We start from the raw sequence: 26,021 nt of genomic DNA on the forward strand, positions 1-26,021 counted from the left end.
GTGAGGAGTGTTTAGTGTGGATATATTTCAGTATTTAGAAGAGATGCAAGAGGATGTCTTTTCGTTAGCAGTAGAGCAAATAGAAGCGAAGTATTTTGAAATTTGTAGCATGTTAGCGTCTGCAGAATATGCAGAACGAATTAAAGCAATTGATTTAGAGTCATATAAGGAAAGTATTCGAGTAGGTTTGGATTCAGCTGTAGAAATGGCTACTAATGAAGAATCAAAAGCGATTTATTTTGAGTATGACCTTGATAACGAATGGGATAGTCAGTTTTATATTTGTGAGGAATATATTTCACTTGAAGAAGAGGACGATGATTGGGCATCTGAATGGACATATAATATTGAGGGGCCGGGGTCTGTAGAATTAGCAGATATGTATAATGGAAATGGCTTTGACACAAGTGAAAAAGCAGTCGGTGTAACTTTATATTTAATTGCTAAAACGCTGTGTAGTTTTATAAGTGTACGTAGTGAAGTGCAAAGTAATATACCGATTTGTATTGGTTTTCACGATCAAGATCCAATAATGCGAACAGGCAGAGACTAAAAATCTCTGCCTGCTTTTTATTTCTTTTCAAAAGTAGTAATGAAAACGCTACATATAATAAGAATACCGCCAATAAAAAAGTTACTATTTAATGTCTCATTTAATAAGAGCCAGCCAAGTAATGATCCAACAATAGGTTGGAAGAAGAAAAATAAGGAACCGATGCTTGCATCTATTAATTCTAATCCTTTATTCCAAAGGAAAAAGGCACCTGCTGTTGAAACAATACCTAAGTATAATACGCCTAATATTACGTACGTATTTACTGTTCCGATAGAGGATGTTTGTAGTTCCCATATCATAAAGGGTGTAATAAAAAAGAGTGAAAAGAATATGGCATACGTTGTAATAACTAAGGATGAGAATTGGATTGAAGCGATCTTTACATAAATAGATAGTAAAGCCCACGTAATAGCGGCTCCAACTAAAATGATTGTTCCGATAAAATAGGAGCCAATTTCAATATCCCACCCGATTACGATAATGACGCCGATTGTCGCTATTATAGTAGATAAAAGTCTACGAGCGGTTAGTTTTTCTTTCAAAATGAGCGCTGCAAATATAACCATAAATGCAGGTGTAGCTGATGTAACTAACGAGCCTGTATGAGCGTCGGATAATTTTGTTCCGATAAATTGGCATGTGATCGAAATGAAATAGCCGATAAATCCAATCCAAGCGAATAGGAGCCAATCTTTTTTGCGAATGGTTACTTTTTTCTTTTGCTTTTTCTCAGCTAGTTTCAAAATGCCATACAAAACAACAAAAGCAATGATAAAGCGTAGCCAAACGAGTGTTAGTGGTGGGATAAAATCGAGTACGTATTTGCTAACAACATACATACCACCCCATATACTTGCTGCTAGTGATAAACATATAGCTCCTAAAATTGTTTGTTTCATGTAAAGTACCTCCGTCTATTTTTAGGGTATTATGAGTTCCCTAAGACGAGGCGTAGTGTATGTGTTATATGATTGCCCGTCTTAGTTTATAGACGGCCTACAGGTTGATCGTTTTCGAATGAAGTGTTGTAGTACATGCGTGCATTCCTCCTCGTTAAGTTATAATGATATTATAACTTAATTTTCTGATTATTGGAGGTTGTTATGAAATATATCGTTATAAAATCACATGTTAGCAATTATCCTAATCCAATTCGCTTAGAAGAGGGGGATGTAGTGAAAATGATAGAGAGTTACGCTGGTCCGGAAAACTGGGAAAACTGGATGTTTTGTCACGAAGAGAAATATGACCGGAAAGGATGGGTTCCGGAGCAAATTATAAAAAAAGATATGAATGGAACAGGAATTATTATAAAACAATATACTGCGAAAGAATTAAATGTGAGTATTGGAGAAAGAGTGATTGGATTAGAAGAATTGAATGGATGGGTTTGGGGCGAAGGAAGAGATGGTGAGAAGGGCTGGGTACCAAAGGAAAACTTACAAAAATATTAATAATATTTGATCAATAATTAGGAAACATATTTTTGCTTATGAGTATATTGGTTGTAGGATAAAAAGTAGATTAATAGAGAAAGAGGAGGAGATTATTATAACTACAACCGTTATTTCGCATTTTTACAATGAAGAATATTTATTGCCATGGTGGCTTATGCATCATACGAAACTTTTTGATCATGGTATTTTAATTAATAAAGGTTCAACAGATCGTTCCGTTGAGATTTGTAAAAAATTCGCACCGCATTGGGAAGTGCGAGATTCTGTAAATCCAGAGTTTGATGCATATGCGACAGATCATGAAGTGATGAGGATAGAACAAGAAGTACAAGGATGGAAAATGATTTTAAATACGACTGAGTTTCTTTGCATGCAAGATAAAAATCAGTTTTGGAAATCACTAGATGAATTGGGAGGTAGGATGTATTGGCTAGAAGGGCTTATTATGGTCGATGATCCTAACTATAATTATCCGGAACTTAACTTTGGAATACCTTTAATGAAACAGCGATTTCATGGTTATTTACCAGAGGAGTGGAGACTATGGAGAAGGGGAAGATTTATTCATAATCATGAGCATGGAAGTTATACGGTTGGAAGACATTTATCTGCGCATGAATCGATGATTTATCCACCTCTTGCCTGTATATTATGGTTTGGGTTTAGTCCGTGGAATGATGCGATGAGAAAGAGAAAGTTACAAATTGGTCCGACTCTTTCTGAAGCTAGTAAGCATGGAGGAATGGGTACGCATCATATTGTTACGCCGGAAAGATTAGAAGAATGGTATAAGGAATTAGCGAGAGGAACGAAGGATTTACGTTTTAATGATGCATATCGTTATGTTTTTGTATAAATGATTTCCACCATAAAATTGTTTCTTCTATTCCTGTATTTAGATCGTATGTTGGTTTCCAGTTTACTTCAGTTTTTAAACGTTCTACATTAACCCCGACAAATAAAGGTTCATCTTTAGAGAAAGGGATTGCACCTAGTTTAATTAAATGTTCTTTTCCTATCTTTTTAGCAATGATAGAAGCTAACTCTTTAATTTGTACAGATTGACCAGAAGCAATATTGATGGTGCCTGTAACGCCGTGTTCTAATATTGTTACGAGAGCGTCAGCGACGTCACTTACATGGAGGAAATCTCTCGATTGTTTTCCATGTGTACATAGTGCTTCCTCGTTTTTTAATAAGGAAGTGATAATGTTAGAAACGAGCCGATTACCTTGTTCGTGAGGTCCATACATATGAAAAATGCGGCCCCAACACATGCTGAGGCCTGTTTGTTGTGCATACGTTTCTAGCCAGGAGTGCAGTGCATTTTTACATAAAGAATACGGGGTTTTATAGGAAAGGAGCGGTGAATCTTCAAATAATACGCCGTTAAACCATTCGTATTCTGCGCCAGTACCTGCAACGACAACACGCTTTCCGCCGCATGTTGTAAAGTGCTGAATCAATGAAATACTAGACTTTAGCCAATAGTAATTATTAATAGATACATAGCATGCTGGTGGCACTGCTTCCCAAGCAAGGTGAATGAGATGGCTAGGCTGAACGTCGTAAATGAATTGTTTTACTTCGTCATTGCGGAGCAAGTTTACTTTATGCCAGTGGCAAGGGAGGTGAGAGGGTTTATTTTTATTATACGTGGCGTGCACTTCGTATCCCTTTTGTATAAGTGAATGTACAACATATTTACCTATCCAGCCACTACCACCTGTTACAACAACTTTCTTCATGGCTCAATCACCTCAACTTCTGGAACTGTCACTAAAAATTTACCGCCCCATTCACGAATGAAAGAGCATTCTTTTATAATTTCGTCTTTCAAATTCCAAGGAAGTATGAGAATGTAATCCGGTTTTGTACGTTTAATTTCTGCTGGAGATTTTATTGGAATACGAGTTCCTGGTAAAAGGAGATTTTGTTTGTGAGGATTTTTATCTACTGTATACGCTAAAAATTCTTTACCTATTCCGCAATAATTCAACAGGGTGTTTCCTTTAGCCGGAGCGCCGTAGCCGATGATTTGTTTGTTTAAAGCTTTTGCTTTGATAAAAAACTTTAAAATATTTATTTTCAATTGTTCCACTCGTTTAGAAAAAAGGAGATAGCAATCTAATGTATCGAGTCCGTGATTGACTTCTTTTTGGAGTAAGTTTGTAACGTTGGAATGGATAGTGGATTGGGAACTTAGATGGTTTACAAAAATACGTAATGAACCACCATGTGTTGAAAGCTCTTCTACATCAACAATTTGTAAATGATGATGAGCTAAAATTTTTTGAAGGCTTATAAGTGAGAAGTAGGAGAAGTGTTCATGGTAGATGGTATCAAATTGGTTAAAGGATATAAGGTTTAATAAGTGCGGGAATTCGATTGTTATCGTGCCATCACGTTTTAATAGTGTTTTTAAACCAGCAACAAAATCATGCAAGTTTGGAACATGTGCTAATACGTTATTTGCGACGATTAAATCAGCTTGTGGCAATTTTTTTGCTAAGTCATTACTGAAAAAATTCACATGAGTAGGAATTCCTTTTTTGATAGCAATTTCTGCTACGTTTTTCGCGGGTTCAATTCCCAATGTCTCGATATTTTCTTTTTTAAAGTATTGTAATAAGTACCCATCGTTACTTGCGATTTCAATCACTTTTGAATGTTTCGTTAAGTTGAAACGCTTAATCGCCATTTCTACATATTGTTTAGCGTGTAGTAGCCAACTTGAGGAGTAAGAGCTGAAGTATAAATAGTTATGAAAAATATTTTGCGGGGATTCAAATTCATCTAGCTGTACGAGTAAACAAGAGTGACAAACAAATGTGTGCAGCGGATAAAAAGGTTCCATTTTATATGAGCTTTCAGGAGCTACAAATGAATTAGCGAGAGGGGAAACGCCCAAATCTAAAAAAGTGTGGGTTAGTAATGAGTGGCAAAAACGGCATTTTTTCTGTTCCATTTTATAGCCCCTTTATAAATTTTTGAATGCATCGATTTGTTGTCGTGTGAAAGATTCTATATTTTCACCAGATGCATATTTTTTGTACCAATCAACAGTCCAAGCGATAGAATCATCTGTTGATAACTTAGGAGTCCAGCCGAGTTTGTTTACTGCTTTTGTACTATTGAGTGTTAAAACAGGTGATTCATAAGGAGTATTTGTAGAGGAGGAAATGATTGTTAGTGGGTTATTCCATAATTTTATTACAGATTCAATGACATCATGAACGGTTCTGTTAGGTTCATTCATTGGGCCGAAATTCCACGCTTCTGCATATTTAGCATCATTCCAAAGTTTCTCAGCTAAAAGGATATAGCCATGTAGAGGATCTAAAACATGTTGCCACGGACGGACGGCATATTTGTTTCGAATACACAAAGTATGATTGTGCAAATATGCCCGAATGATATCAGGGAATAATCGATCTTCTGCCCAATCACCACCGCCGATGACGTTACCAGCTCTGACTGAGGCGAGTTTCTGGGTATTAGTGCGGAAGAATGATTTTTGATAGGATGTTGCCACTATTTCAGCGCAAGCTTTACTAGCGCTATAAGGGTCGAAACCTCCTAGTCGGTCATTTTCCACGAACGCTCGGTCGCCACTACCGTCATTCTCATAACATTTATCGCTTGTCACATTAATAATGGCACGTACGCTTTCGACGGACTTTGCTGCTTCTAGCACGTGAACAGTACCTAAAACATTCGTTTTGAATGTATCGATAGGGTTTTTGTATGAAGCAGTTACGATTGGCTGAGCTGCTAAATGAAATATTATGTCAGGTTTATGCTGCTTCATGGCATGAAATAAAGAATGGTAATCTGTAATATCGCCTTTCATTGTCGTGCACTCTTTTGCTACGTTACCTTGTTCGAAAATGTTAGGAATGGATGGGGGATGAGAAGAAAAGCCTACTACTTCTGCACCTAAAGAACTTAAGAAAAGGGTGAGCCAGGAGCCTTTAAATCCAGTATGTCCCGTAATAAATACTTTTTTCTTATTCCAAAAAGATGATGAAGCCATATTACCAAACCTTCCACGGAGCGTTATTACTTTCCCATAGCTCGACTAATTTATTTTTATCGCGCAATGTATCCATCGGATGCCAAAAACCAGAATGTTGATATGCGGCCAATTCATTTTTATTTACTAACTGAACTAAAGAGTCTGTTTCAAAAACAGACTTATCTCCACTAATGTAATTGAAAACTTCAGGATTTAAAATGAAAAATCCACCGTTAACACATCCGCCATCACCTAATGGTTTTTCTTGAAAAGATGTTACAGACTGTTTATCTAATATGAGAGAACCGAATCTACCAGGAGGTTGTACGGCAGTAACAGTAGCCATTTTTCCATGTTTTTTATGGAATGTAATAAGTTCTTTTATATTTACATTACTTAATCCATCACCATAAGTGAGGCAGAAAGGTTCGTCTCCGACATAATTTTGAATCTTTTTCACTCGGCCACCCGTTTCGGTATTTACACCAGTATCGATTAGTGTAACTTTCCATGGTTCTACACGATGAGAATGGCTAGTAATTGTATTATCGTTTAACTGTATTGTGAAATCAGACATGTGTAAGTTGTAATTTAGAAAGAACTCTTTAATTGCATATCCTTTATAGCCTAAGCAAATAATAAACTCAGTAATCCCGTAATGACTATACAAACTCATAATGTGCCATAGAATGGGTTTTGTTCCAATTTCAATCATAGGTTTCGGTTTTAAATGTGTTTCTTCCCCAATTCTTGTACCGTACCCACCAGCAAGAATAACAGCTTTCATTTTTTCCTCCTAAAATAAAAATTTATTATTTATACAGTATTCATGTTTTATGCAAATGAGATTGTTTTTGATTAAGTGAATGAAAATGTTTGAGGTGATGACGATGCAGAAAATATTACGGTTTGAATTTTGGAAATAATTTTTGATATTCAGGGTTATGACGGAGGTCTTGTGTTAGGTTACTAAGCTCTAAAAAACGTATGTCCAGTACTTCAGGAGATTGACCGTAATGTGTTTGAAGTCCCATTTGAACACCCCTTTTTGAAAGGGTAGGTGTAATTTGTAATTTTCTTGCCTTTGATTGTTCATTCCAAGGGCTAAAATAAAATTTTAAAATAAATGAAGGATAGTCATAAATTATATATCCGTGCCGCGAATGATGTCTACCAGGTAAATATGCACCGTCTAGATGATTGTGAATAAATCTCCAAGCACATCCGAGATTTGGGTTATAAGGGAAGACACCGTGGTATCGCTGTTCTACTAAGGGGATAGAATATCTAGGCTTTGAATAATTATAATTATGATTATCTATCATTAAAATCATTCTAATCGCATACATGTTTTGGCCTAGTGTATGAAGAGATGAAAAAAATTCTTCAGTATTATTACAACAAAAGAATTCAGTAGTATTTAAAACGATTTTCCAACCTGAAACTTCTCTTTCAATTTCCATCACTTCAATATCAGTATTAGTTGGATCAAACTCAAGAAATCTTGAATTTCGTACCTCCCAGTGGGGTGCTAATAGTTTACAAATCTCTACGGAACGATCTGTAGACCCTCTATTAATTAAAATGCCGTGATCGAATATTTTCGTGTGATGCATAAGCCACCATGGAAGTAGGTATTCTTCATTATAAAAATGAGAAATGATTGTCTTTTTCATATTAATTCCCTCCTATACAAGCAATCATTATTAGTAGGATATGCTTTTAAATAAGAAAGGTTAAAAGTGGCAGACAATGTAGTGATTAGGTAGTAGTTTAGTAATTTTATTGTATAAGTGTAGATTACTCGTATTGAATCATCATAGGAGGAGATTGGAATTTTGTATAAATTGTGAATAATAAACCGTCACGTTTGACTGTACAGTTTATGTGTTGTATGATGTAAGTAATATAAACAAGGGGGGAAGATCGTTGGGAAGGTGTATCGAATCGGACAGTTGGCTCTCATGGCTCACGTGTCGAAACGAACGATTGATTATTATACGAATCTAGGTATCTTAAAAGCGGAGCGATCTCAATCTAATTATCGCTATTACGACGAAACAGCATTTGAGACATTACAATTTATTGAGAAGTGCAAAGAAATGCATATGCCGCTTTGTGAGATTAAAGAGAAAATCGAGGAGAAGAAGAAGCTGCTCGGTATCAATGAACACGTTTCGAAACAAGTGAATGAAGTGACAGACCATATTCATCAATTAGAAGTGGAGCTTACTGAGTTAAAGCCGCTTTTAGATGGATTGACTGATTCACAACGTGAAAAAATATCGAAATCTTTATCTGGTCAAACGACAGCTTTAATACAGACACTTGCTCTATTATTATAGAATAAGTGAAATCCGACCTCTTTAATTTTTGTATCGGGCTATGTTTTCTAACAAACAAATAAGAAAACATTATAGTATACAGGAGGTGGACACCTTAGTTTTTTAACTAAGGGGATTCATTGGAAATATTTAATTTAGTCATGGTTGCGATTTTAATCGCATTTACTGGATTTTTCGTAGCAGCAGAGTTTGCGATTGTAAAGATACGTTCAAGTCGTATCGATCAGCTTGTTGCGGAAGGAAAACGCGGTGCTTTAGCAGCGAAAAAGGTAACAACAAATTTAGATGAATATTTATCTGCTTGTCAATTAGGTATTACAGTTACAGCTATGGGATTAGGTTGGTTAGGTGAACCGACAATTGAAAAGTTATTACACCCGTTATTTGAGAAATGGAACTTAAATCCTTCTATTTCATCAGTATTAACATTTGGTCTTGCTTTTATGATTATGACGTATTTACACGTTGTAGTAGGGGAATTAGCTCCGAAAACGATGGCAATTCAAAAGGCTGAAAGGGTAACGTTATTATTGGCAGGTCCATTAATGATGTTCTATAAAGTAATGTATCCATTTATTTGGGTATTGAACGGTTCAGCTCGTGTGATAACTGGTTTATTCGGTTTAAAGCCAGCTTCAGAACATGAAGTAGCTCATACAGAAGAAGAATTACGTCTTATCCTTTCAGATAGCTATGAAAGTGGCGAAATTAATCAAGCTGAATACAAGTATGTAAATAACATTTTTGAATTTGATAATCGTATTGCAAAAGAGATTATGGTACCGCGAACAGAAATCGTTGGTTTCTACCTGGAAGATTCAGTAGAAGAACACATGAAAGTAATCCAAAATGAGCGATACACACGTTATCCGATTTTTGGAGAAGATAAAGATGATATTATCGGTATGGTCAACGTAAAAGATTTCTTTATTCGATATATGACCGAGGATCAAAAAGATTTATCATCTATTCGCTCGTATATGCGTCCGATTATTGAAGTGATGGAAACGACTCCAATTCACGATTTATTACTTCAAATGCAGAAGAAGCGAATTCCGATGGCTGTTTTATATGATGAGTACGGAGGAACAGCCGGAATTGTAACGCTTGAAGATATCTTGGAGGAAATCGTCGGCGAAATTCGTGACGAATATGATGAAGATGAGGCACCGCCAATTCAACATGTGAACGAGCAACATATCATTGTTGATGGAAAAGTGCTTATTTCAGAAGTGAAAGATTTATTTGGATTACACATCGAAGAAGATGATGTGGATACAATCGGTGGATGGATTATGATGCAAAATCATGAAATCGAAGAAGGACAACATGTTGACGCGGAAGGTTATGAATTTAAAGTGTTAGAAAAAGACGCTTACCAAATTAAACGTGTTGAAATTCGTAAGATGGAACAAGAACAAGAAGAAGAGAAAGCAGCAACTGTGTAAGTTGCTGCTTTTCTTCTAAAGTACAAAAAATGAGAACTTAGGAGCGGATATTTTGATTCAAGAAGCCTTACGTGTATATCGATTACAATTGTATGTGATCTTTAGTGGTTTACTACTTATGTGGACGATTACTCCGTTTGGAAAACAAGTGACAGGGTTCGGTATTGGATTAGCAGTAAGCGCCTATTGTCTTTGGTTATTAGCTCGCAGAGTGGAGAAACTCGGAAAAAGTATCGTAATGAAGGAAAAGGCTCCTGGATTAGGAGTTTTAAACCGATTTGCAGCTGCTATTTTAGGAGCTATCATCATGTATGAAATTGAGCATGAAATGGAAATGTGGGCATTCGGTACAGGTATTTTAGGTGGTCACTTTTTAATGATTGCAAATTTAGCGTATGCAAATATGCAGTTAGTGAAAGAAGAAGAGAAGCAAAGGGAACATGCTTCGAAAAACATAGAGCTATGATGAAAGGGACCTAATCGGGTTCCTTTTTTATTTTAGTAATTTGATACAAGTAACCAAATTAACGACAAATATAATACGCTTCTTTTTTGTGTTTTTCAATACTATGAAAAATAATAAAAATTTTTTAAAAAACCCATCGATTTCTAAAGGTTATGTATGTTATTATGACAAAAGACTTTTTGAAAGAGGTGGATACCAATGTTACAAGCGCTACTTATTTTTGTGCTTCAAATTATTTACGTTCCCATTTTAACAATCCGTACGATTTTGCTTGTAAAGAATCAAACAAGATCCGCTGCTGGTGTTGGATTGTTAGAAGGAGCTATTTACATTGTCAGTTTAGGTATTGTGTTTCAAGATTTATCAAATTGGATGAACATCGTTGCCTATGTCATTGGCTTTAGTGCGGGACTGTTATTAGGCGGTTATATAGAGAATAAATTAGCAATTGGTTATATTACGTATCAAGTTAGTTTACTAGACCGTTGTAATGAATTAGTAGATGAATTACGTCACTCTGGATTTGGTGTTACAGTATTTGAAGGCGAAGGTATTAATTCTATACGTTATCGCTTAGATATCGTTGCAAAGCGTTCTAGAGAGAAAGAGCTTTTAGAAATCATTAATGAAATTGCACCGAAAGCGTTTATGTCTTCGTATGAAATTCGCTCGTTTAAAGGTGGATATTTAACGAAGGCGATGAAGAAAAGAGCGTTAATGAAAAAGAAAGATGAACATGCATCGTAAAAAAAGAGGAGTAGTGCTGCAGTAAAAGTGCAGTATAAGTCCAAATGTAAAAGAGAGGAATCTATTTTGATGTAGATTTCTCTCTTTTTTTATGAAAAATATTCATCTATTAATTCAAAAAAACTAAATCGTATAATTATTTTTTTTACTCATTCTCAAATTAATGATTAGCCATATAATTTGAAAAAATACCGGTATGATAAACGCAATTAATAAAACGATAAGTGATATTGATTTAATTTCAGGTGTTTGAATAACACCAGCCCCATCAACATCTCGTAGCCAAATAATAGCGGCCCATATTCCAAAAACGATAATCCAAAATATGTTACCAATCCACCAAGAAATCCATCGTTTTTTCATGTTAGCACCCCTTACATTTCTACTCTGTTAAAAGGATATTTTCGTTCGTTACATTTATAATGAAATAACTATAAAATTAGTTTTTCTTAACTGTATATCGAACTTGTTTAAAGGTTACCATTTCTCCATCATCATTATCATCTTTCGTTTGCAAAAGTTGAACTTTTGGTTTGTAGTCCGTCCTATGAGCGTGTTCGATATCTTTAATGTTAAGCTTGTAGGATTCACCATTCTTTAGCTTTTGTTCCAACACTTTTTTATTAGCAACATAAATAAAAGTTACTTTATTTTCATCAATGCCTTTAGTTTTAATTTCTAATTCATTATCTTTTGTTGTGATCGTTGGTGTTAATAATTCCATACTGCCTTTCCCGCTTTCTAAAGAATTCTCTGCTATAGTTGAACATCCTGATAATATGATTCCAGTGAATAGAAGAACAGCTAATTTCTGTTTCATAACATCCCTCAATTCCATGTGAATTTTGATTTTGGTATTGCTAGATTACTAGTGTGGAGCGTAAATGTTTAGTTAGTACCCTTTTGATTGTACCATAATATGTAAAATGAAACAGGATGTATATCCAATTTAAGGGAGATTGAAAAATTTACTCATTGTTGTAAATTCGTGTGTTTTAGCTTCTATTTCAATCGAAATGTAGACAGGATAAAGAAATTTTTTATAGAAATTTCAATTTTTACATCTTAAAATAATGATAAAGCGTAGATGAATTTATTCACTTCGGAGGTAGTTATTTGAACATTAACGAGAAGGCAATTGAAATGTTTGAACAAAATAAATATGAGGAAGCAATGGAACTGTTTCAACAAGCAGTACATGAATCTAGAGACGTACAATCTCTCAATAATCTTGCTTGGATGTACTTCTATGAGGAAGAGAATGATGATAAAGCTCTTGAATTAATAAGAGAAGTTGTTAAGTTGAATCCTTCTTCATACTTTCCTTATAACATCTTAGGGGACATTTACATGAAACAAGAAAAATGGACAGAAGCGAAAGAAGTATTACAAAAATCTATTTCGATTCAACCATCGGATGAAGCATATCATAATGTAGCTGTAGCTCATTATAACCTTGGAGAGCTGGAAAAAGCTTCGGAATTTTTTTTACGAGTTGCAGGGGATTCGGACTATATCATGTATAGCTATGTAAAATGTTTAATTGATTTAGAACGAACGACAGAAGCAAAAGAGAAGTTAGATACTTTTAACAGGGAATCTGATAATTTTTTAGGGGAAATTAATGTAGCAGATTTATATGTTGAATTGAATTGCTATAAAGAAGCAATTGAATGGTTCGAAAAGGGATATAAAGAATGCTGGAAAAGTCCTAATTGGATTGGTAGATTTGTGTATGCTCTATATAAAACGAATAATTTCTCCCGTATAAATGAAGTTATACGGGAATCTATCGAAGCGAAAACAGCAGAAATAGAAGATGTTCAGAGTGAAGAAGTAGAAGAAAACTGGACAGAAAATGATAAGAAAGAGTTAATTGAGGAATATACAGAAGAGAATAATTGTTATAAAACAATGGTAGAACGTATCAAATCTGGATACGTTCCAGGATTAGAGTTTGAAACTGATCATATAGGGGCTTGCTATTTATTTGGTTGTAAAAGACATAATCACCTTGAATATGAAAAATAAAAAGATTCGACTGTCACATATGATGGTCGAATCTTTTTCGTTATAGGTCGCTTGTATTACATAGGTGTATATCCTCTTTAGAGGCCACTTTTTTTATATTCAAAATATGTAGTGAAATAAAACCAATAAGTCCTATTCCGCCAAAAATAAGCCATGGTGTATACATTCTGCTTAAGTTGGATGTAAAAGATGTACCGGTATAATTACCAATGATAAAACCAAATGCGAGTGATAGTTGATAAAATCCGAAGAAAGTGGCTGTATATGATTCATTACTGTAATTTGCAATAGCGATATCAGCGTTAGGTAATACGAGTGTTTCACCGATTGTAAATAAAATTACACAAATAAAGAGCCAATATGGGTGTTGAAATAAAGGAATGAGTAAAAAGGAAGTACTCATTAATAAAACACCGTATTTAATAATCGAAAGTGTGTTGTATTTGTGGAATAATTTTCGGAATAATACCATAAATATGACGCCTGTTATCGCATTTATCGTAATAACGAGTGTAGCAAGTTGATTGCTATTACTAATGTTTTTCATATGAAGTGGAAGTGCGACAGTAAGCTGAGTAAACATAATATAGAAGAAAATCATGATAAAGGAAAACAGAAGGAAAGATTTGTTTTGTAAGATGACCTGTATTCCTAATGTAATAGACGTGTTTTCAGTAGTGACTTGGAAGTGATTTTTAAGTAAGTAAAAAATAAAAGCAAATAACAGCATAAGAGATCCTGTTAGAGAGAAAGCGTAGAGTGGATCGAGTAAGAGTAAGAATCCTCCTGCAATTGGTCCGATTATTGCACCGCAATTAAAGCTAAGGTTTAAATATGTAAATAAATTTTTTCTCAAATGAGCTGGCTGTGAGCCAAATATAGCGCGAGCGGCAGGTTCGTAAAATGCAGTTCCGAAGCCAATAAGTGCAGAAGAAATAGAAATTGTATAGAAATCAGAGCATATTCCTAAAGCGATAAATCCGACTCCTCTTAAAAATAATCCGGCTATCATCATAATGATATAGCCTATTTTGTCAGCAATTAACCCTGAGAATAATGGGATAACTCGTGATGTAATTGTCATAATCGTCAACACTGTTCCTACTTGGACAGCAGAAAAATGAAGAAAGGTTAATAGATAAATAGCTAAAAATGCGTATACTGCAAAATACCCAAAAGACATAAAAAATGAAGAAATAAGCATGAAACGTATCGGTGTTGAGAAACCTTTCATAGAAATCCTCCTAATTATGTAACCAGTAAAATTATTTGATGGTTAACTATTTTATACTATAATTATACATAAAGTCAGAAAAAAGTAAATTTTAAGAAGAAGGTGGATCGAATTGAATCAAAACGCTCCAAATGAACTAGAATATATTCGGGAATTTTTAAATACATGGAGAATACCAAACGATACGAGAGAGCCAATTGATTTGCTGCAAACAAAAGAAGATATAAAGCTCTTTATGAAAGAATATTTTGATGAAGAGTTTCCATTTCATACGATAGAGGAATTAAGAGGTTTTCGAGAAGATATTCGGATGACAATTGAAGGCGAAGGATCATTACAAAAATGGTTAGAGAAATACCCATTTCATGTACATATAAAGGATGATATGAAAGGTATTACATATGAACCAGTATATGAAGAGAATGTGTATACAAAAGTGTTAAGCATTGTGTTAATGTCAATTCAAGAAAATGTGTGGGGAAGGTTAAAAGCATGTCCAGATTGTCGCTGGGTATTTTATGATTATTCGCGAAATGGAAGTAAAAGATGGTGCGGTATGTATGCTGGAGAAGAAGGAGGAAGAGCATGCGGTACGATTGCGAAAGTGAAAAACTACCGGGCGAAGAGAAAAGGGCGATCTGGTTATGATATGTAAGTAATATTAGAGAAAGAAAAATGGATGGGGGAATGAATAATATGAAAGGCACACAAATGCTAGCTACAAATAAAAAGTGTTGGGATACAGTTGCACCTTATTTCTTTCAAGTGGATTGTTTACCTAAATATGGTCCGTATACAGCGTCTGAAGATGAGATTCAATCAGAAATAAAAAAGTTCTTGATATTGGGGATGCGGAAGTGGACATTCATTGCAATATATGGGGGCTTGATCTTTCAAGTGCACAAATTGAAGTGGCGAATGAAACGTTAAAGAGTTGGAATCCAAAGTTAGTATGCGGAGAAATGGAAGAGGAATTGAATATTCCGAAAGGGTATTTTGATATTGTATATTCTATTTATGCATTAAATTGGACTTCGGATTTAAGAAAAACGTTGGAATTGATTTATTCGTATGTAAAGCCAGGAGGAAGTTTTATTTTTAGCTGGGAGCATCCCATATATTCAAACTTACAGTATGGTACAGAAGAAGTTGCTATAAAGTCTTCTTATCATGAGGAAACGCCCATTACGTTTGAAACATTTAAAGGAGAAAATGTACAAGCGACATTATATAAGAGAAAAATAAGTACATACATAAATGAGTTAAATAGTGCGGGATTTAAAATTGAGAGAATAGAAGAGCCTGAACCATCAAGCTCGTTTGATGGAGAACTAGCTGAGCCGTCTACGAAGTATTATTCTTTATATAAAGCTAGAATGGTGCCGACTACTTTTATTATTAAAGCTAGAAAGTAAAGTGTTTTTATAAAAGAAGCCTATGATTTCAAATAGATGAAATGATAGGCTTCTTTATTTTAAAAAAATGAGGTCAAAGGTGTACTTTTCTTATAAAAATGCATTTCATATAAAAGGTGTAATTATTTTGGGGAAGGGGGATTGTTGTGCGTCATCATAGAAAGTGCAAAAAATTTGGAGTGGCACTGCCTCTTCCGCTTATAGGAGCAACGGGTCCGACAGGTAATAGTGGTCCAATCGGTCCAACTGGAGGGCATGAAGGTCCTGTTGGTCCTACAGGGGTGACTGGACCGACGGGAGCAACTGGGCCCCAAGGTCCTCAAGGTATCAGGGGAATACAAGGTCCCCAAGGGACAACAGGAGCACAAGGAATACAAGGGGCTATTGGTGATACAGGAGAGCAAGGTATAACTGGCCCGACTGGTCTCCAAGGTGCTCAAGGATTAATCGGTAACCAAGGTCTAATTGGTGATATTGGAGTACAAGGATTAGAAGGAATACAAGGAGCTACGGGTCCTGCTGGTAGTCAAGGTATACAAGGCATACAAGGAATACAAGGGGAAATAGGTGAGCGAGGACAAACAGGGGCACAAGGAATGCAGGGAGAGAGGGGCATAACTGGAGTCTCGGGTATAACTGGTCCACAAGGCCCTCAAGGTGTTCAAGGAATACAAGGAGAGCAAGGGGCTATTGGTATACAAGGGGAAGACGGCTTCCAAGGTATACAAGGAATTACTGGAGAAGAAGGCCCACAAGGAGCTCAAGGAATACAAGGTGAAGTGGGTCCAACTGGTTCTACTGGAATGCAAGGTGCCCAAGGTATAAGTGGAATAAAGGGGATAACAGGTGTAATAGGTTTACAAGGACCACAAGGTGTGCAAGGAATACAAGGTATAACGGGAGCAACAGGTTTTCAAGGGATAAAGGGAATAAGAGGTATAACAGGAGCGACGGGTAGTATTGGCACTCAGGGCTCAGAAGGACCACCGGGCGGTCCGACGGGAGTGACCGGTCCAATTGGCCCTTCTAGTGGGGTGACTGGACCAGCTGGCCCACCCGGTCCACCAGGAGGTCCAACAGGTCCAACGGGTGCGACCGGTTCAACAGGTGTAAGCGGAGGGATAGGACCAATTGGAGCGCAAGGAGTGCAAGGTATAACAGGTCCAACAGGTTCTCAAGGTGTAAGGGGAGCGCAAGGTTCCCAAGGTGTAGTTGGAGCAGTTGGAGTACAAGGAGCACAAGGTCCTCAAGGTAACCAAGGTATAGCAGGTCCAACTGGTGCAGAAGGTTCTCAAGGAATACAAGGTCCGCTGGGAGTAACTGGTCCAACTGGTGCAGAAGGTCCTAAAGGTATTCAAGGTATACAAGGTGTGATAGGTCCAACAGGTGCACAAGGAATGGTGGGAATACAAGGGATAGCTGGTCCAGTTGGTGTTACAGGAGCGGAAGGAGCTCAAGGAACACAAGGAATCCGAGGAGCAACTGGTCCTGCTGGAGCACAAGGTATACAAGGAGTTCAAGGAATTCAAGGGGAAACAGGAGCAGCTGGAACACAAGGTCCTCAAGGTGTTCAAGGGATACAAGGGACTACCGGATTGACAGGTACACAAGGTGCCCAAGGTCCTCAAGGAGTGCAAGGAATAATAGGACCGACTGGAGCTATTGGTTTGCAAGGTCCTCAAGGATTACAAGGAATAACGGGTCCAACAGGAGCGCAAGGAGTGCAAGGAATACAAGGAGTGCAAGGGGCACAGGGGCCAATCGGTCCAACCGGCCCTCAAGGGATACAAGGCATACAAGGTGAGCAAGGAGTAAGGGGAGCGACCGGTCCAACTGGTTTACAGGGGCTACAAGGAATCCAAGGTCCGAGTGGTCCAACCGGTCCTCAAGGAGTGCAAGGCGTACAAGGTCCGAGTGGCATAACAGGTCCAACCGGTCCAACTGGTGCAACAGGCCCGCAAGGGATTCAGGGAATACAAGGGATACAAGGTCCAACCGGTTCACAGGGAATTCAAGGTCTGCAAGGAATTCAAGGTCCGATTGGTCCAACAGGCCCGACTGGACCTCAAGGCATACAAGGTATAACTGGCTCGACGGGTCCAACCGGTGCAACTGGAGCAACAGGTCCGACGGGAGTAACGGGTCCTCAAGGTCCTCAAGGAATTCAAGGTCCACAAGGAGTAACAGGCCCAACAGGAGCGACCGGCTCTACGGGAGTAACAGGTCCACAAGGAATCCAAGGAATCCAAGGTTCGCAAGGGATAACGGGTCCGACGGGAGCAACAGGAGTGACTGGAATAACAGGCCCACAAGGAATCCAAGGAATTCAAGGCCTAAAAGGTGTGACGGGAGCAACCGGCGCAACAGGAGCGACAGGATTGACTGGTGCAACTGGACCGACCGGAATACAAGGCATACAAGGAATAACAGGAGCGACAGGGGGAACAGGAGTAACAGGCCCAACAGGAGCCACGGGTCCAACAGGCTTAACTGGAGCAACAGGATCATCTGCTATATCGACAGGTGGCGGATATTTCTTTTCTACATCAACAAGCACAATTGCAGCAAGTGCCAACATCCCAATTAATTCTGGATCCACTGTATATGGAACTGGTGTATCTTTAACTAGTGCTACGACAGTCACAGTAACGACGCCAGGAATATATTTAGTAAGCTACTATTTTCAAGGGGATGCAAATGGTGGGAATGAGACAGTATCTGTTAGATTGCTATTAAATGGAACGCAACTAACAGGGAGTTTTATACAAAACGTAACGACATCAACTGTAGTAATCGAACCAGCCATTTCAAATACACTTCTTGTGAATGTGACGAGTGCCAATTCAACATTAATATTACAAAATGGCCCGTTAGGTGTAGGGCATGTGACTACTATAGCAGGTGCGATTACAGCAAGCTTAAATGTAGTGAGAATTTTATAAAGAATATAAAAAACACAAGGAATGTCTTTGTAAGACACACCTTGTGTTTTTTAATATTAAATAAACATTTTCTTTATCTTTTCGGTTGAAAAATATGCTGAAAGAAGTATTTGTGATGTAAGTTATCTACAACCTTATTTGCTTGATATGTGCGTTGTTTTTCAATTCGAAGTCTTTGCTCCATCATTTTAATTGCGTGATCAGATAAACGTAACATAATACATTCTCCTTTTCTATAAATATAGGTGACTATTTGATATCGATCCCATATTTATAATTAAGGAGGCAAAATGTGTAACATAGGCAAAAAGCACCTTCCTCTCCCATTACGCTTACGAGGTTAGCTGTCGGACTCGGGAAGTGAGAGTTTCCCTACTTAAAAAAGATTCGCCCCAAGTAGCATAGCTACAAAAATGGTTCCCCCGCTCCAAAATTTGGACTCAGCAAAAGGTTTTATAAAGTAAAAAATAACATAAAGGAGCGAACAAGTCAAATTATTTTGTGTATTCTGTCTTTTTTAATTGCGTAAGAATCATACCGTCAGGAAGTATTGTATCTGATACTGTAATGAATCCGTGTTTTTTATATAAAGTAATAGCAGGGGTATTCGCTTTACCTGTTTGTACAATGTATGTCATTGAAGAGGGAAACATGTTAAATATATAAATTAGGAGTTTCGTTGCGATTCCTTTTTGAAAAAAATCGGGGGATACAACTAACCTGTGGATATCGATTAGTTTTTCTTCTTGTACAAAAGAAATAAAACCGACAAGTTTATTTTCAGAAAAATATCCATAGAATGTTTCAACACAACTTTGAATATCGTTTACAGTATCATATAAACGAGGTATGGCAGTGCTATTTAAGTAGTCTGCTTCAACTTTATAAGCTGGAATTTGAACCTGTAAAATGGATGTTGCTACTTCAAAAGAACTGGAATTTAACTTAAGAATCATAGATAATGAAGCCTCCTTTAAATATGGTATATGAATATAATTGCTTTATGGGTGAGTTTGACAATATTTTTCTTTTTTGCATATAATATATGTATCTCCATATGTAAAATAGTAGTAAATATATTTCTATAGTGAAATATGATTAGCAATGATAAATACATATGTTTGTATTAAATCATACAAACTATAATAGAAATGGAGGGCTAAAAATGGGATGGATTATCACATTAATAGTTGGTGCTATTATAGGTGCAATTGCTAGTTCTATAACGGGTAAAAATTTCCCGGGTGGTATGTTCGGAAATATTATCGCAGGTTTATTAGGTGCTTCGTTAGGTGGTAGATTATTTGGATCCTTTGGGCCATCATTTGGTGGGATTCATGTCGTGCCAGCATTATTAGGTGCAATCGTGTTAATTTTTATTGTATCATTTGTAGTGAAAGCTGCAAAGAAATAGATATATAGATTATGATGAAGAGCCCTGAATAAGGGCTTTTCATCATTCGAAGAGGTGGTTTCATTGGAGAAAATAAATATAAGAAAAAGAGATAAGTTAAGAAAGTTTTTTAGAGAACAAAATTATTTGGCGGTATTACTTGGATTTGCGTTATTGTTCATTAATATTTTATTGCTAACAAAAATATCATTTGTTTTTACACCGTTTATCGTATTTTTAAAAACAATTTTCTTCCCAGTACTATTAGCAGGCGTACTATTCTATATTTTACATCCATTCGTTTCGCTTTTAGAAAAGAAAGGTGTTTCAAGAATCGTATCGATAGCTTCTATATATTTAATCGTACTAGGATTATTTGTATTTTTAGTTGTAACGGTTATCCCTATTATTAAAGATCAAATTGATGCATTAATTGATAACTTACCGTATTTTGGCCATGAGATTGAACAAGCAGCACGTAGATTCGGGGAAAGTAATTTACTCGGTAAAATTCAGGAGAATTTAAATATTAATGTTGCGAATATGGTAAAAGACTATACAGTTGATTTTACAAAGTCATTATCATCAGTAACTGGGAATGTAACTGGATTTTTGAGTACTATTACAGAGGTTGTTTTAACATTTGTAATGGTTCCATTTATATTGTTCTATCTTTTAAAAGATGGCGAACAATTGCCGAATCACTTCTTAAAGTTTATTTCAGAGCAAAGACAACCAGCAGCAATGAGAATACTAGATGATATGCATTATGCGATTAGCTCGTATATTAGAGGTCAAATTATCGTGAGCTTATTTATCGGTATTATGTTATTAATTGGTTACCTTATTATCGGTATTAAATATGCTGTACTGCTTGCTATTTTAGCGATGATTGTAAATATCGTTCCGTACGTAGGACCAATTATCGCCATTACACCAGCGTTAATTATCGCATTTATCGACTCGCCAGCAATGGTGTTAAAAGTAATTATCGTTATGATGGTTGTACAATTAGCAGAAGGTAAATTTATTTCTCCGCAAGTTATGGGTAAAAAGTTAGATATTCATCCGATTACTATCATTTTTATCATTTTAACTGCCGGAAACTTATTCGGGATTATGGGTATTATTTTAGCGATTCCAGGGTATGCGATATTAAAAGTGTTAGTGACGCACGGGTATAGATTTGTTAAGTTGAATACGTGAAAAAAAGCGCTAAAACAGTGGGAACTGTTTTAGCGCTTTTTTATTAACAATTCATTTGCATATTGGCGTGCCCATTGATCCGCCTCTAATATAGCATCTAGTGAAGGATCTTTTACGTTATGATGAGCTTCAACTGTTTTGTAAATTGTTTTTTCAATATCGAAAAAGGCAATTTCATTTTTTAAGAATAGTGCATTCGCAATTTCATTTGCTGCATTTAATACAGCGGGAGTAGTACCACCGATTTTGCCACATTCATATGCGTATTGTAGACAAGGGAACTTCTCTAAATTTGGTTTTTCAAAATGTAAACTACCGATTTCTAATAAATTTAGTTTTTCATAGGAAGAAGGTAGCCGAGTAGGATAGTGAAACGCATATTGAATCGGCATTCTCATATCAGGAGCACCGAGCTGTGCCATAACTGATCCATCAATAAATTCTACTAAAGAATGAATGATACTTTCTTTATGAATCATTACATCAATTTTTTCATATGGAATATCAAATAGCCATCTCGCTTCCATTACTTCGAACCCTTTATTCATTAATGTGGCAGAATCAATCGTTAGTTTTGCGCCCATTAACCAGTTTGGGTGCTTTAAAGCATCTTTTGCTTGTAATGTTTGCATTTCATCACGTGTTTTATCACGGAATGCACCGCCAGAAGCTGTAACGATTAATTTCTCAATTTCTTTATTATTTTCTCCGTTTAAACATTGGAAAATAGCTGAATGTTCGCTATCTACTGGAATTAAGCGACATCCGTTTTGTTTCGCTAGTTCAGTTACGATATGTCCAGCTGCAACTAACGTTTCTTTATTAGCGATGGCAATATCTTTCTTCGCCTTTAATGCTTCAATCGTTGGAAGTAGTCCGGAAACTCCGACAACAGAACTTAATACAAGATTTGAATCAGGGTGAGTAGCTACCGCAATTAAGCCATCAGTTCCGTATGTGATTTTTGTATTCGCTGAAATACGCGTACGAAGCGTGTCTGCTAAGTCTTTTGTTGCAACGCTTACAATACGAGGTTGAAACGTTTTGATTTGTTGCTCAAGAAGATCGATATTATAATTTGCGCTTAAACCGACGATTTTGAAATGTTCAGGATGAGCTGAAACGACATCTAATGCAGATGTGCCGATGGATCCTGTGGAGCCTAAAATGGATATATATTTTACCATGAAAAAACCTCCAAAGTTGTTTCGAATATTTCTGCAAACCTATATAACATTAGACAATTGAAGTGAAAATTCCTGCTATATAAAATAGAAAATTCGGGTTTGTTTGGAAGTGAAATGTGATAAACTGTAAAAAATAACGAAAAAGCAATGAAAGAGAAGAGTACATATTCGAAACTTTTCAGAGAGCTGATATGTGGTGAGAATCAGTAAGGGATGAATATGGAATGGACTCTGGAGCTTCTAACTGAAATGAGTAGGTTAAAGACGGTTACTTCACGTTATTGAAGTATGAAGTGAGCTAATGATAGCTAATTAAGGTGGTACCGCGGGAGTCTCTCGTCCTTTTTTAAGGATGAGGGGCTCTTTTTATTTTGAGAAAGGAGGAGTTAGTGTGAGTGAAAAAATAATGTTAACAGGAATTAAGCCGACAGGTTATCCGCATTTAGGAAATTATATTGGCGCGATTAAACCTGCATTACAAATGTCAAAGAATAATGAAGGAAAAGCATTGTACTTTATAGCTGATTATCATGCATTAAATGCTGTGCATGATTCAGAAAAGTTCAGCAGTTATACGAAAGAGGTAGCAGCTACTTGGTTATCACTTGGACTTGGAGAAGATGTTATTTTTTATCGACAAACAGAAGTGCCGGAGATTCTAGAATTAGCTTGGATTTTAGCTTGCCTAACGCCGAAAGGTCTTATGAACCGTGCTCATGCGTATAAAGCGAAGGTGGAGCAAAATAAAGAAGCAGGGTTAGAGGTCGATGCGGAAGTGAACATGGGGTTATATACGTACCCGATTTTAATGGCAGCTGACATATTATTATTTCAAGCTACCCATGTACCAGTTGGAAAAGACCAAATTCAGCATATTGAAATCGCACGTGATATTGCGACGTATTTTAATCATACATTTGGCACGACATTTACACTTCCGGAGTATGTCATACAAGAAGAAGGAGCTATTTTACCTGGTCTTGATGGAAGGAAAATGAGTAAAAGTTACGGAAATGTAATCCCATTATTTGCAGAGCAAGAAAAACTACGAAAATTAATATTTAAAATCAAAACAGATTCTTCACTTCCAAATGAACCGAAAGAACTAGAAACCTTATTTACAATTTATAAAGAATTTGCGACAGAAGACGAAGTACAGTCATTACGTGAAAAATATGAGACTGGAATCGGATGGGGCGATGTGAAAAAAGAGTTGTTTCGCGTTGTAGATCGTGAGTTAGCTGGACCTCGTGAAAAGTACGCAATGTATATGAATGAGCCGAATTTATTATATGAGGCGTTAGAAAACGGTGCTGAGAAGGCACGCGCTATTGCAAAGGTAAATTTAGCGGAAATTAAAAAACGGATTGGATTTGAGAGGGAACGTTAAGCGTTCCCTTATTTTTTTTGATAATCTGTAATAATCCTCTCAATAACAGAGGGAAGATTATTAGGTAATTCATCAAGTGAAAAGAAGCGTAGTTCTTTTGATTCACTTTGATCGCATACAAGTTCACCATGAAATTCTCGGCAAATATAAACAACGAGTACACCGTGTACTTGATCGCCGTTTGGATAGATTTGAAAGAAATCTGGCCCTGAGTATGTACGGAATAGTTCTGGATTTTTAATAATAAGTCCAGTTTCTTCAAACACTTCTCGTTTTAAAGCATCTTCTAACGTTTCGTTATATTCTAGGGCACCACCAATAATGCTCCAACGGTTAAAATCTGTACGGAGCTGCAGCAATATTTCATCTTTTTCATTTAATATAATGGCGTGTGATCCTATTAGAATAAGTGGATGATTTCCTACTAGATTTCTCATATCTTCAATATAACCCATGTCATTGCTCCTTGTATTTAATAATAGCTAGGAATTTCTTTTAACATTCTTTCTGTTTTACGTGCTGTAAAGGCTAAGTTATGGTCGTCTTTCGTTCTGAAAAATAATGTGCGTAAAAAGGTTTTAATATTGGCACATAAAATACAATACTCATTAAGCGAAAGGCGTTTTCTAATTTGAGGAAGCCTTTTTATTTTTTTATGAATAATAGAAATTAACTCGTTTTGAGGAAAATCATGATACAGCATTGCTAGTAATGGAGTAACAATGCGTTCATCTTCGTTATTATGAAAAAGGTCAGATGGAATAAAGATTTTATTTAATAAACAATGAATTAATTCTTCGTACCATTCAAAAGTTGTATACGTATTATGAACAATTTCAGTAAAGGCATCAGATACGTGAGCAAGACAATGAGCCCATCCTTTATTTTCGATATAGCCCCGAAAATCCGTTTCTAAGTTTGTGTATGTAATGAGTTTATTTTTTATTTCTTCGATATCCTCCTCTGTACAAAAGTAGTGCGAATTAGCGAATTGGAGTATTAACGCAATTAACGAAACAGTGTAAGAACGTGTGAAAACCCCATCTGTATGTGGGGAGTAAATGTCACAATATAAATACTCATCACTTAAACAAGTTTGCAGAAGTAATTTCAGCTGATCGTCCATAAGGAATTCATGATGAATGAAATGCGCAAAACATTTATATATAAGTTGGTAACGAACGTAGCTATCAGTCGTTCCGATATACTGAAGCATGTTCAAAGTTAACTCATTTACGTCTATATGCTGTAGTTGCGTATAGTCATTTTGTTGTATAAGCTCTAACTGTTGTTGCAATGCTGTAATATCCACTGGAGAACCTCCTCCGCACTTTAAAGATGCGATCTTTTCTAGTATTCTATATATTCAAGGACAATCCTGCTCATGCAAGGAGAACGATTAGAAATTCGAGTATGATATAGATGAGGGAAGAATATGACGACGATAGAACAGTTAGAAAAACATTTTAAAATAAGAAGAAGTGCTTCTTCTATTATGATAAAAGAAAATAATGCAGAGATTTTTACAGAAGAGCAATTAGAGGAAATGATGCAATATTGCGTTGCTGAAGCTAAAAAAGATGGATTAGAAAAACTACATTTTGAAATCTCTTCAAAAAGTCCAAATTATGATGTGTATAAAAAATGTTTTGAAACGTATTCATTTGAATATGTTACGGAAAACATGATTGTATTTAAAGATATATATGAAGTAGAAGATGCAGAAAGTGAAATTGATTTTAAGCTTATTGAAGAAGTTGGAGAAGAGGCTTTTTATTCACTGTGGAATGAAGCGACGGGAGAACCAGTCGCTCATGATCAATTTGTGCATATGATGCTACAAGAAATTGGTGAGCAATGGAAAGAACATTGCTTAACAGCGAGTGTTGATGAAGAGCCGATAGGAATTGTAATCCCGCATATTGAAAGAGGTACGTTAGAAGAAGGGAAACTTATGTACTTCGCAGTTATTCCAAATATGCGTAATAAGGGATATGAAGCGGCATTATTTGCAGGTGCGATGTTTGTCTTAAAGGAAATAGGTGCATCTTATTATATTGGTGAGACAAATATACAAAATGAATGGATGAAGGATGTTTTTGAAAAGAATGGATGTCAGCTGCTTAGTTCAACTGAGAGATATGTGAGAAGGTTTTAGGAGGATGAATGATGTATACTCTCGAACT

At 36.3% G+C, this 26,021-nt stretch carries 28 protein-coding genes, 1 pseudogene, 1 riboswitch and 1 other annotated feature; of the genes and pseudogenes, 15 read left to right on the forward strand and 14 right to left on the reverse strand.

Annotated elements, in window-relative coordinates; translation table 11 throughout:
- The first annotated feature begins 16 nt into the window (after nt 1-16).
- On the forward strand, nt 17-553 hold the full coding sequence (locus AC22L0_RS19935) for a hypothetical protein (protein WP_087964996.1): 537 nt from the start codon (nt 17-19) through the stop codon (nt 551-553).
- 17 nt (nt 554-570) lie between these two features.
- Here the strand turns inward: AC22L0_RS19935 and AC22L0_RS19940 are convergent, their stop codons facing one another.
- Entirely contained in the window at nt 571-1,455 is an 885-nt protein-coding gene (locus AC22L0_RS19940) for a DMT family transporter (protein WP_000814735.1), read from the reverse strand.
- A gap of 204 nt (nt 1,456-1,659) precedes the next feature.
- On the opposite strand from AC22L0_RS19940, the gene AC22L0_RS19945 reads away from it, so the two are divergent.
- Both AC22L0_RS19945 and AC22L0_RS19950 read left to right on the forward strand, forming a co-directional pair.
- Nucleotides 1,660-2,010: an SH3 domain-containing protein gene (locus AC22L0_RS19945; RefSeq protein ID WP_000875283.1), complete on the forward strand. Its 351-nt coding sequence runs from the start codon at nt 1,660-1,662 to the stop codon at nt 2,008-2,010.
- A gap of 58 nt (nt 2,011-2,068) precedes the next feature.
- The gene (locus AC22L0_RS19950; RefSeq protein ID WP_071686365.1) at nt 2,069-2,869 is read left to right on the forward strand and encodes a glycosyltransferase family 2 protein; all 801 of its coding nucleotides are present in this window, start codon (nt 2,069-2,071) and stop codon (nt 2,867-2,869) included.
- Here the strand turns inward: AC22L0_RS19950 and AC22L0_RS19955 are convergent.
- From AC22L0_RS19955 to AC22L0_RS19975, 5 genes are all read right to left on the reverse strand, one after another.
- Nucleotides 2,838-3,761, reverse strand: a complete 924-nt coding sequence (locus AC22L0_RS19955; RefSeq protein ID WP_000758371.1) for an NAD-dependent epimerase/dehydratase family protein — start codon at nt 3,759-3,761, stop codon at nt 2,838-2,840. The two genes, AC22L0_RS19950 and AC22L0_RS19955, sit on opposite strands and share 32 nt — an antisense overlap.
- A complete protein-coding gene (locus tag AC22L0_RS19960; protein ID WP_487272418.1) occupies nt 3,758-4,981 on the reverse strand; it encodes a methyltransferase domain-containing protein in 1,224 nt (407 codons plus the stop codon). Before AC22L0_RS19960 ends, AC22L0_RS19955 begins: the two co-directional genes overlap by 4 nt.
- A gap of 12 nt (nt 4,982-4,993) precedes the next feature.
- Complete coding sequence (gene rfbG, locus AC22L0_RS19965) at nt 4,994-6,049, reverse strand: CDP-glucose 4,6-dehydratase (protein ID WP_000168658.1); 1,056 nt, start codon at nt 6,047-6,049, stop codon at nt 4,994-4,996.
- A gap of 1 nt (nt 6,050) precedes the next feature.
- The gene (gene rfbF, locus AC22L0_RS19970; protein ID WP_087964993.1) at nt 6,051-6,818 is read right to left on the reverse strand and encodes a glucose-1-phosphate cytidylyltransferase; all 768 of its coding nucleotides are present in this window, start codon (nt 6,816-6,818) and stop codon (nt 6,051-6,053) included.
- A 115-nt stretch (nt 6,819-6,933) separates the two neighbouring features.
- On the reverse strand, nt 6,934-7,707 hold the full coding sequence (locus AC22L0_RS19975; RefSeq protein ID WP_000750974.1) for a glycosyltransferase family 2 protein: 774 nt from the start codon (nt 7,705-7,707) through the stop codon (nt 6,934-6,936).
- Nucleotides 7,708-7,968: 261 nt separating this feature from the next.
- On the opposite strand from AC22L0_RS19975, the gene AC22L0_RS19980 reads away from it, so the two are divergent.
- The 4 genes from AC22L0_RS19980 (at nt 7,969) to AC22L0_RS19995 (ending at nt 11,037) form a co-directional block, all read left to right on the forward strand.
- On the forward strand, nt 7,969-8,376 hold the full coding sequence (locus tag AC22L0_RS19980) for a MerR family transcriptional regulator (protein ID WP_000285635.1): 408 nt from the start codon (nt 7,969-7,971) through the stop codon (nt 8,374-8,376).
- A gap of 119 nt (nt 8,377-8,495) precedes the next feature.
- Nucleotides 8,496-9,824 carry a hemolysin family protein gene (locus AC22L0_RS19985; protein ID WP_000402256.1) on the forward strand — a complete coding sequence of 443 codons (1,329 nt, stop codon included), beginning with the start codon at nt 8,496-8,498 and terminating at the stop codon, nt 9,822-9,824.
- 52 nt (nt 9,825-9,876) lie between these two features.
- The gene (locus AC22L0_RS19990) at nt 9,877-10,290 is read left to right on the forward strand and encodes an ATP synthase subunit I (RefSeq protein ID WP_000613876.1); all 414 of its coding nucleotides are present in this window, start codon (nt 9,877-9,879) and stop codon (nt 10,288-10,290) included.
- A gap of 198 nt (nt 10,291-10,488) precedes the next feature.
- Nucleotides 10,489-11,037, forward strand: coding sequence for a DUF2179 domain-containing protein (locus AC22L0_RS19995; protein ID WP_000938438.1), 549 nt, complete (start codon nt 10,489-10,491; stop codon nt 11,035-11,037).
- Nucleotides 11,038-11,160: 123 nt separating this feature from the next.
- Here the strand turns inward: AC22L0_RS19995 and AC22L0_RS20000 are convergent, their stop codons facing one another.
- Nucleotides 11,161-11,400 carry a DUF3923 family protein gene (locus AC22L0_RS20000; protein WP_000747679.1) on the reverse strand — a complete coding sequence of 80 codons (240 nt, stop codon included), beginning with the start codon at nt 11,398-11,400 and terminating at the stop codon, nt 11,161-11,163.
- Nucleotides 11,401-11,476: 76 nt separating this feature from the next.
- Complete coding sequence (locus AC22L0_RS20005) at nt 11,477-11,857, reverse strand: hypothetical protein (protein WP_140160688.1); 381 nt, start codon at nt 11,855-11,857, stop codon at nt 11,477-11,479.
- 296 nt (nt 11,858-12,153) lie between these two features.
- Between AC22L0_RS20005 and AC22L0_RS20010 the strand changes: the two genes are divergently transcribed.
- Nucleotides 12,154-13,068, forward strand: a complete 915-nt coding sequence (locus tag AC22L0_RS20010; RefSeq protein ID WP_016111539.1) for a tetratricopeptide repeat protein — start codon at nt 12,154-12,156, stop codon at nt 13,066-13,068.
- Between the two features lie 40 nt (nt 13,069-13,108).
- On the opposite strand, the gene AC22L0_RS20015 is transcribed toward AC22L0_RS20010, so the two are convergent.
- Nucleotides 13,109-14,302 (reverse strand): MDR family MFS transporter, encoded by a 1,194-nt coding sequence (locus AC22L0_RS20015; RefSeq protein ID WP_087964989.1) that lies wholly within the window; start codon nt 14,300-14,302, stop codon nt 13,109-13,111.
- A 112-nt stretch (nt 14,303-14,414) separates the two neighbouring features.
- Here AC22L0_RS20015 and AC22L0_RS20020 point away from each other — a divergent pair, with 112 nt between their 5' ends.
- From AC22L0_RS20020 to AC22L0_RS20030, 3 genes and pseudogenes are all read left to right on the forward strand, one after another.
- Nucleotides 14,415-14,957 (forward strand): CGNR zinc finger domain-containing protein, encoded by a 543-nt coding sequence (locus tag AC22L0_RS20020; RefSeq protein WP_001072946.1) that lies wholly within the window; start codon nt 14,415-14,417, stop codon nt 14,955-14,957.
- Nucleotides 14,958-14,998: 41 nt separating this feature from the next.
- Nucleotides 14,999-15,717 (forward strand): annotated as a pseudogene (locus AC22L0_RS20025) (class I SAM-dependent methyltransferase).
- A 146-nt stretch (nt 15,718-15,863) separates the two neighbouring features.
- On the forward strand, nt 15,864-18,659 hold the full coding sequence (locus tag AC22L0_RS20030) for a collagen-like protein (protein WP_140160687.1): 2,796 nt from the start codon (nt 15,864-15,866) through the stop codon (nt 18,657-18,659).
- A 73-nt stretch (nt 18,660-18,732) separates the two neighbouring features.
- Here the strand turns inward: AC22L0_RS20030 and AC22L0_RS20035 are convergent, their stop codons facing one another.
- Nucleotides 18,733-18,876, reverse strand: coding sequence for a hypothetical protein (locus AC22L0_RS20035; RefSeq protein WP_000945243.1), 144 nt, complete (start codon nt 18,874-18,876; stop codon nt 18,733-18,735).
- Between the two features lie 96 nt (nt 18,877-18,972).
- Nucleotides 18,973-19,115, reverse strand: a riboswitch (cyclic di-AMP (ydaO/yuaA leader).
- Between the two features lie 38 nt (nt 19,116-19,153).
- Nucleotides 19,154-19,615: a GNAT family N-acetyltransferase gene (locus AC22L0_RS20040; protein ID WP_000601225.1), complete on the reverse strand. Its 462-nt coding sequence runs from the start codon at nt 19,613-19,615 to the stop codon at nt 19,154-19,156.
- A gap of 209 nt (nt 19,616-19,824) precedes the next feature.
- On the opposite strand from AC22L0_RS20040, the gene AC22L0_RS20045 reads away from it, so the two are divergent.
- Together AC22L0_RS20045 and AC22L0_RS20050 are read left to right on the forward strand one after the other, a co-directional pair.
- Complete coding sequence (locus AC22L0_RS20045) at nt 19,825-20,073, forward strand: GlsB/YeaQ/YmgE family stress response membrane protein (RefSeq protein WP_000539730.1); 249 nt, start codon at nt 19,825-19,827, stop codon at nt 20,071-20,073.
- Between the two features lie 63 nt (nt 20,074-20,136).
- Nucleotides 20,137-21,258: an AI-2E family transporter gene (locus AC22L0_RS20050; protein WP_000411480.1), complete on the forward strand. Its 1,122-nt coding sequence runs from the start codon at nt 20,137-20,139 to the stop codon at nt 21,256-21,258.
- 29 nt (nt 21,259-21,287) lie between these two features.
- Here the strand turns inward: AC22L0_RS20050 and AC22L0_RS20055 are convergent, their stop codons facing one another.
- On the reverse strand, nt 21,288-22,445 hold the full coding sequence (locus AC22L0_RS20055; RefSeq protein ID WP_000241774.1) for a 1-deoxy-D-xylulose-5-phosphate reductoisomerase: 1,158 nt from the start codon (nt 22,443-22,445) through the stop codon (nt 21,288-21,290).
- Between the two features lie 138 nt (nt 22,446-22,583).
- Nucleotides 22,584-22,792: a binding site (T-box leader), on the forward strand.
- Between the two features lie 44 nt (nt 22,793-22,836).
- Here AC22L0_RS20055 and AC22L0_RS20060 point away from each other — a divergent pair.
- Nucleotides 22,837-23,835: a tryptophan--tRNA ligase gene (locus AC22L0_RS20060; protein WP_001290886.1), complete on the forward strand. Its 999-nt coding sequence runs from the start codon at nt 22,837-22,839 to the stop codon at nt 23,833-23,835.
- Nucleotides 23,836-23,843: 8 nt separating this feature from the next.
- On the opposite strand, the gene AC22L0_RS20065 is transcribed toward AC22L0_RS20060, so the two are convergent.
- The gene (locus tag AC22L0_RS20065) at nt 23,844-24,290 is read right to left on the reverse strand and encodes an NUDIX hydrolase (protein ID WP_000540453.1); all 447 of its coding nucleotides are present in this window, start codon (nt 24,288-24,290) and stop codon (nt 23,844-23,846) included.
- A 17-nt stretch (nt 24,291-24,307) separates the two neighbouring features.
- Nucleotides 24,308-25,147, reverse strand: a complete 840-nt coding sequence (locus tag AC22L0_RS20070; protein WP_000355453.1) for a DUF2785 domain-containing protein — start codon at nt 25,145-25,147, stop codon at nt 24,308-24,310.
- 123 nt (nt 25,148-25,270) lie between these two features.
- On the opposite strand from AC22L0_RS20070, the gene AC22L0_RS20075 reads away from it, so the two are divergent.
- Nucleotides 25,271-25,993, forward strand: a complete 723-nt coding sequence (locus AC22L0_RS20075; RefSeq protein ID WP_087964985.1) for a GNAT family N-acetyltransferase — start codon at nt 25,271-25,273, stop codon at nt 25,991-25,993.
- Nucleotides 25,994-26,021: the final 28 nt, after the last annotated feature.

The sequence above is a fragment of the Bacillus sp. LQ01 genome, assembly GCF_057624735.1.

What these genes read in the sequence shown, in the direction of transcription:
- AC22L0_RS19940 (WP_000814735.1), bottom strand. Translation starts at nt 1,455, where the DNA reads ATGAAACAAACAATTTTAGGAGCTATATGTTTATCACTAGCAGCAAGT.
- AC22L0_RS19945 (WP_000875283.1), top strand. Translation starts at nt 1,660, where the DNA reads ATGAAATATATCGTTATAAAATCACATGTTAGCAATTATCCTAATCCA.
- AC22L0_RS19955 (WP_000758371.1), bottom strand. Translation starts at nt 3,761, where the DNA reads ATGAAGAAAGTTGTTGTAACAGGTGGTAGTGGCTGGATAGGTAAATAT.
- AC22L0_RS19960 (WP_487272418.1), bottom strand. Translation starts at nt 4,981, where the DNA reads ATGGAACAGAAAAAATGCCGTTTTTGCCACTCATTACTAACCCACACT.
- rfbG (WP_000168658.1), bottom strand. Translation starts at nt 6,049, where the DNA reads ATGGCTTCATCATCTTTTTGGAATAAGAAAAAAGTATTTATTACGGGA.
- rfbF (WP_087964993.1), bottom strand. Translation starts at nt 6,818, where the DNA reads ATGAAAGCTGTTATTCTTGCTGGTGGGTACGGTACAAGAATTGGGGAA.
- AC22L0_RS19975 (WP_000750974.1), bottom strand. Translation starts at nt 7,707, where the DNA reads ATGAAAAAGACAATCATTTCTCATTTTTATAATGAAGAATACCTACTT.
- AC22L0_RS19995 (WP_000938438.1), top strand. Translation starts at nt 10,489, where the DNA reads ATGTTACAAGCGCTACTTATTTTTGTGCTTCAAATTATTTACGTTCCC.
- AC22L0_RS20000 (WP_000747679.1), bottom strand. Translation starts at nt 11,400, where the DNA reads ATGAAAAAACGATGGATTTCTTGGTGGATTGGTAACATATTTTGGATT.
- AC22L0_RS20005 (WP_140160688.1), bottom strand. Translation starts at nt 11,857, where the DNA reads ATGAAACAGAAATTAGCTGTTCTTCTATTCACTGGAATCATATTATCA.
- AC22L0_RS20015 (WP_087964989.1), bottom strand. Translation starts at nt 14,302, where the DNA reads ATGAAAGGTTTCTCAACACCGATACGTTTCATGCTTATTTCTTCATTT.
- AC22L0_RS20035 (WP_000945243.1), bottom strand. Translation starts at nt 18,876, where the DNA reads ATGTTACGTTTATCTGATCACGCAATTAAAATGATGGAGCAAAGACTT.
- AC22L0_RS20040 (WP_000601225.1), bottom strand. Translation starts at nt 19,615, where the DNA reads ATGATTCTTAAGTTAAATTCCAGTTCTTTTGAAGTAGCAACATCCATT.
- AC22L0_RS20045 (WP_000539730.1), top strand. Translation starts at nt 19,825, where the DNA reads ATGGGATGGATTATCACATTAATAGTTGGTGCTATTATAGGTGCAATT.
- AC22L0_RS20055 (WP_000241774.1), bottom strand. Translation starts at nt 22,445, where the DNA reads ATGGTAAAATATATATCCATTTTAGGCTCCACAGGATCCATCGGCACA.
- AC22L0_RS20065 (WP_000540453.1), bottom strand. Translation starts at nt 24,290, where the DNA reads ATGGGTTATATTGAAGATATGAGAAATCTAGTAGGAAATCATCCACTT.
- AC22L0_RS20075 (WP_087964985.1), top strand. Translation starts at nt 25,271, where the DNA reads ATGACGACGATAGAACAGTTAGAAAAACATTTTAAAATAAGAAGAAGT.